Here is a 5,212-nt window from a genome sequence, read left to right as displayed (position 1 = left end):
GCGCAGCAGCGCCCGGCCAACGCCGCGCCGCCGCTGCGCGGGCGCGACCGCGATCAACAGCAGCTCCACCTCGTCCAGCACCTGGCGCGACAGCGCGAAGCCCGCCGGCTCGTCATCGGCATGGGCGAGCAGCAGGCGGACGCCCGGCATCGCCAGCACGCCCAGGCACTGGCCGCGCGTCCAGGCCTCGCCAAAGCGCGGATCGAAACCTGAATAGATCAAACGCTCGACCAGATCGATGTCGCGCGCGGCGCCCGCCCGGAGCGTCAGCGACCGCGTCGCCATCAGGCGGGCGTTCCCTCGGCGCGGCTCGGGACAGGCTTCGCGTCTGGCGCGCGACCATAGATTGGGCGCGGCGGTAATCGCGTGAACTCTTCCGGCAACAGCTTGGCCCAAGAAGCCTGCGGCGGCACGGCGGCACCTAGCTGGGCCTGCCGCATCCCGACCAGATGCTTCAGCCCCGGACCGAACGCCAGCCGGTCGCCGATCCGCGCCAGCGCATCCGCCAGCTTCAACGACGCCAGCTCGTCGAGCGCGGCAAAGGGGGCATCGGCGAAGGTCTGCATGAAGACCTCGCCATGCCCGCCCTCCAGCACGACGGCAACCGTGGCGTCATCGTCCAGGCCGGCCGCGCTGAACATCTGGTTGGCGATGAGCGCCAGCGCGGAATAGCCGGTCACGGGAACGCCCCAGCCCAGCGCCAACCCCCGCGCGGCCGCGACGCCGACGCGGATGCCGGTGAAGCTGCCAGGTCCTACATCGACCAAGATGCGATCCGCCCAGCCACCGCCCGGGAGTTCGGCGATCATCGGGATCAGACGCTCGGCATGGCCGCGCCCAACCTCCTCATGGATCGCCGCGACCGTCACGCGACCCTCGATCAGCGCGACCGAACAGGCGGCGGTGGCGGTGTCGATGACGAGGGTGCGTTGAGACAAGGAGAGGCGCCGCGTTGCTTTGTTCGTCATCCCGGCGTTGCATCGCAATGCTGCCTTCCCCGCCGTCGAGGTAGCAGGGCTCCGGGTCAACCCTCCATCGCCCTTCCGACGATGCTGCGCATCGCCGGAACCCTGGGCGATGTCGCTCGGGGTGACGAAGGGCTCAGGCGATCCGGCCGAACTTGTCGAAATCGGGCCGGGGCAGGCGCGCGTGCACGCTCGCCGGGTCGCCCACGCCCAGCGTGGAGATGAAGTTGGTGTGGACCGATGACTGGTCGGCGAAGAACGCCTTGTCCACCGCGCCCGCGTCGAAGCCCGACATCGGCCCGGTATCGAGCCCCACCGCTCGCGCCGCCATGATGAAATACGCGCCCTGCAGCGTCGAGTTGCGGAACGCCGAGGCCTGGCGCAGCTCCGCATTGCCGGTGAACCACGCCTTGGCATCGACATGGGGGAACAGCCAGGGCAGCTCCTCGTGGAACTCGGTATCCATCGCGATGATCACGCTGACCGGCGCGCCCAGGATCTTGTGCTGGTTGGTCGCCGAACAGCAGGCCGCCAGCTTCTCCTTCGCCTCCACGCTGGTGCACCAGACCAGCCGCGCCGGCATCTGGTTGGCCGAGGTCGGGCCCCATTTCATCAGCTCCCACACCGCGTGGAGCTGATCGGTCGACACGGGCTGGTCGGTGTAGCCGTTATAGGATCGCGCGGTGCGGAAGAGCTGGTCGAGCGCGGCGTCGTCGATCGGCTGGGTCATGTCTACTCCCGTGATGTGGTGGCTCAGACGGCCCGGACCTCGCTGACCTCGGGCACGTAATAGCGCAACAGCTGCTCGATGCCCTGCTTCAGCGTCGCCGACGAGGACGGGCAGCCCGAGCAGGCGCCCTGCATCTGCAGGAACACCTTGCCCTTGTCGAACCCGCGATAGACGATGTCGCCGCCATCGTTGGCCACCGCCGGGCGCACGCGCGTGTCGATCAGCTCCTTGATCTGCGCGACGATGTCCGCGTCGGCGGGATCGTCGGCGAAGCTCGGCTCGCTCGGCACGCTGAAGCCCGCGGCGACGGGCCGGAACAGCGGCATGGCGGCGCTGAAATGGTCGAGCAGCAGGCTCAGCACGTCCGGCTTCAGCGCGCGCCAGTCCACCCCCGGCCCCGCCGTGACCGACACGAAGTCGCGCCCGAAGAACACCCCCGTCACATCGCCCAGCCCGAACAGCGCGTCGGCCAGCGGCGACGCCTCCGCCTCCTCCGGCGTCGCGAAATCGCGCGTGCCGGAATCCATGATGGTACGCCCCGGCAGGAACTTGAGCGTCGCGGGATTGGGGGTGGGTTCGGTTTCAATCAGCATGGGATTGATGTGGCGCGGCGGGGCGAGAGGTGCAAGGGAGATGCCGGGAGGCAATAGGCAATAGGCAACAGGTCAGCGGACGGGCGGCGTGTCGCGCACCTTGGTGATCAGCGCCTGCAACATGCGGCCCACTTCGGCGATGTCCGCCGCCAAGCCGTCCACGGCGGTGTCTGACGCGAGGCCGACGCGAGCCGCGAGGATCAGATGCGTTTCGAGTTCCAGCAGCGATCCCCGCGCGATGCGCAGAAAGCTGAGGTAGGATGCCTGCGTGCCTCGACCATAGCCCTCGGCGATGTTGGCCGGAACGGAGACGGCGGCCCGCCGCATCTGCGACGTCAACCCGAACAGTTCATCACGCGGGAAACCGCGCGTCAGGAGGTAGACCTGCTCGGCGATTAACATCCCACGCTGCCAAACGAGCAGGTCACGATGGCTTGCGACGCGAGAAGTCACCCAGCTCTCCTGCCTATTGCTATTGCCTATTGCCGATTGCCTATTGCCTAACCCCCACCTCCTCACACATCCAACTGCTTCACCGCCGCGTTCCAGCTCGAGATGTTGTTCCGCGCTTCCTGCACGAAGGCGGAGCGCTTGACGAAGCCCATGAACAGGTCGGCGAACCACTTGCCCGGCTGGCGCAGCGGGCGTTCGGTGTGGAGCAGCAGCACCACGCGGGTGCCGCTCGTCTCGTTCCAGACCTCGTGGTGATAGGTGTCGTCGAACACCAACGTCTCGCCCTCCGCCCAGCGCACGACCCGGTCGTGGACGCGCATGCGCACGTCGCCGTCCCGGGGGACGATCAGCCCCAGATGCGTGGTGATGATCCCCTTGGTGACGCCGCGATGATCGGGGATGTGCGTGCCGGGCGCCAGGATGGAGAAGAACGCGCTGTTCAGCCCGGGGATGCGCTCCACCAGCGCCGCCGTGCGCGGGCAACGGTCGGCGTTGTCGTCGATACGATAGCCATAGCCCCAGATGAAGAACGATCGCCATTTGTCGACCTCCGCGATCGAGCGGTGATCGGGCGAGATCGTGGCGAGCGACGGCGACGCCTGCCCCCGCAGCGCCACCGCGATCGCCTCGTCGCGGATCGTCGTCCAGTGATCGCGCAGCAGCTGCGTCCAGGGGAAGTCGCGCACGTCCAACACCGGATCGTTGGGCACCAGCGAGCCCGACGCGATCAGCCGGTCGAACGCCCCGCGCAGGTGCTTGCCGATCCGGATGATAAGCGGCCGGCCGCGCTCCGCCTGCATCGGCGCGCCGGGCGCGGGGGCGCCCGAGATGGCCGACAGGCTGGGCACCAGCGGCCCCGCGCCGTCGTCCGTCGTCGCCGATCGCGGCTCGACCCCGGCCTCCAGTCTCATGTCATTCTCGACCCGTTGGAACCCGGCCGCGCCTAGGCGCGAGTTGAGACGAAATAAAGGCGCCGGGGCGTGAAGGCGGCGGCTCAGGTCAGCAGCTTGGGCGCCTCGCGCTGGATCGCGGCGCGGATCGGCCCCGCGAACAGCCCCAGCAACCCCGGCAGGTCGATCACCGCATGGACATGCGTGTCAAACACGGTGACGCTGCTCTTCACCTCCTGGCCCATCGCATGGACGCTGAACAACAGCGTGTCGCCGTCCCAGCGATGCTCGACCCGCGCGCCGCCGGGAATCCTGTCGCCCAGCCGGCCGATCCGGCTGTCCAGCCGCTCGCGCACCCGCGCCTTGCCGAGCGAGTGCGGAAGATCGAGCGTGATCGGTTGGGCCATGATTGCTCTACCACCTTACCGCGCGAACAGCATTCCGTCGTCCGCGAATGCCTTGAACTCCAGCGCGTTGCCGCTGGGGTCGCGGAAGAACATGGTCGACTGTTCGCCGACCTGCCCCCTGAAGCGGGTATGCGGCGCGATGCCGAACGCCACGCCCGCCGCCGCGACGCGGGTGGCGAGCACGTCCCACTGCGCCGGGGTCAGCACCACGCCGAAATGCGGCACCGGCACGTCGTGGCCGTCCACCGCGTTGGCGACCGCGACCGGCGTCGCGGCGGGATCGAGATGCGCCACGATCTGATGCCCGAACAGGTCGAAATCGATCCACGTCTCGCTCGACCGACCCTCCGCGCAGCCCATCGTGCCGCCGTAGAAGGCGCGCGCGGCGGCGAGGTCGTGGACGGGAAAGGCGAGGTGGAACGGCCGTAGCGACATGACGGCGCCTCTACACCCAAACGCGGTCGAAGCGAGGCCCGAGCCTGGTCAACAGCTCGTAGGGCGACATCCCCGACGCCGCCGACGCGACCGCCACGTCGAACCCGATCGTCACCCAGTCACCCTCCGCCACGTCCGCCGCCGTCGCGTCCACCGTGACGAGGTCCATCGACACGCGCCCGATCACCGGCAGCCGCGCGTCCCCGGCCCAGGCCTCGCCGACGCCGGAGAAGCCTCGGCAATAGCCGTCCGCATAGCCGATGTTGAGGACGGCGACGCGCGTGTCCACCGGCGCGGTCCAGGTGGCGTTATACCCCACCCGCTCGCCCGCCGGCACCGACCGGACCTGGAGCACCTGCGCCTGCGGGTACACCACTTGCCGGATCAATTGGCCGAACTCGCGGCGCGGCACGCCGCCGTAGAGCGCCAGCCCCGGCCGGGTGAGATCGAACCGATAGTCCGGCCCGAGCGCGATCCCCGCCGAATTAGCAAGGCTGCGCCGCGCCGCGCCGACCGCGTCCGCCAGCCCCGCAAAGGCGGCGCGCTGGCGCTCGTTGGTGGCGCTGTCCTCGTCGGCGCAGGCGAGGTGGCTCATCACCGTGTCGATCGCCAGCCCGTCGAGCAGGCCGCCGCGCACCTCGTCCGGCGACACGCCCAGCCGGTTGATGCCGGTATCGACCATGACGTCGCACGGCCCCCCGCCCGCCCCGCGCCACCGCGCGCCCTGCGCCGCCGTGTT

The 5,212-nt window shown here is 69.4% G+C and carries 9 protein-coding genes; all 9 read right to left on the bottom strand.

All coding sequences use genetic code 11. The annotated features are described in order from the left end of the window. On the bottom strand, positions 1–285 hold a 285-nt coding region (locus HUU95_RS07770; protein ID WP_174279597.1), incomplete at its 3' end, for a GNAT family N-acetyltransferase. Further along, positions 285–968: a tRNA (adenosine(37)-N6)-threonylcarbamoyltransferase complex dimerization subunit type 1 TsaB gene (gene tsaB / locus HUU95_RS07765; RefSeq protein WP_174279596.1), complete on the bottom strand. Its 684-nt coding sequence runs from the start codon at positions 966–968 to the stop codon at positions 285–287. The genes HUU95_RS07770 and tsaB, both read right to left, overlap by 1 nt. Positions 969–1,101: 133 nt before the next feature. Next, a complete protein-coding gene (locus tag HUU95_RS07760; RefSeq protein ID WP_174279595.1) occupies positions 1,102–1,695 on the bottom strand; it encodes a malonic semialdehyde reductase in 594 nt (197 codons plus the stop codon). Positions 1,696–1,718: 23 nt separating this feature from the next. Further along, complete coding sequence (locus HUU95_RS07755) at positions 1,719–2,288, bottom strand: NifU family protein (RefSeq protein ID WP_174279594.1); 570 nt, start codon at positions 2,286–2,288, stop codon at positions 1,719–1,721. 72 nt (positions 2,289–2,360) lie between these two features. Then, the gene (locus tag HUU95_RS07750; RefSeq protein ID WP_302480101.1) at positions 2,361–2,741 is read right to left on the bottom strand and encodes a four helix bundle protein; all 381 of its coding nucleotides are present in this window, start codon (positions 2,739–2,741) and stop codon (positions 2,361–2,363) included. Positions 2,742–2,803: 62 nt separating this feature from the next. Further along, complete coding sequence (locus tag HUU95_RS07745) at positions 2,804–3,652, bottom strand: aspartyl/asparaginyl beta-hydroxylase domain-containing protein (RefSeq protein ID WP_254602677.1); 849 nt, start codon at positions 3,650–3,652, stop codon at positions 2,804–2,806. Between the two features lie 83 nt (positions 3,653–3,735). Further along, positions 3,736–4,038, bottom strand: coding sequence for a polyhydroxyalkanoic acid system family protein (locus HUU95_RS07740; protein WP_174279592.1), 303 nt, complete (start codon positions 4,036–4,038; stop codon positions 3,736–3,738). A 15-nt stretch (positions 4,039–4,053) separates the two neighbouring features. Then, positions 4,054–4,473: a VOC family protein gene (locus HUU95_RS07735; RefSeq protein ID WP_174279591.1), complete on the bottom strand. Its 420-nt coding sequence runs from the start codon at positions 4,471–4,473 to the stop codon at positions 4,054–4,056. A 10-nt stretch (positions 4,474–4,483) separates the two neighbouring features. Next, positions 4,484–5,212, bottom strand: a 729-nt coding sequence (locus HUU95_RS07730) for an alanine racemase (RefSeq protein WP_174279590.1), incomplete at its 5' end; no start/stop codon positions are given.

It is taken from the genome of Sphingomonas bacterium, from assembly GCF_903643065.1.
GTDB lineage: Bacteria > Pseudomonadota > Alphaproteobacteria > Sphingomonadales > Sphingomonadaceae > Sphingomonas.
This window is presented reverse-complemented; position numbering and strand designations above follow the sequence as displayed.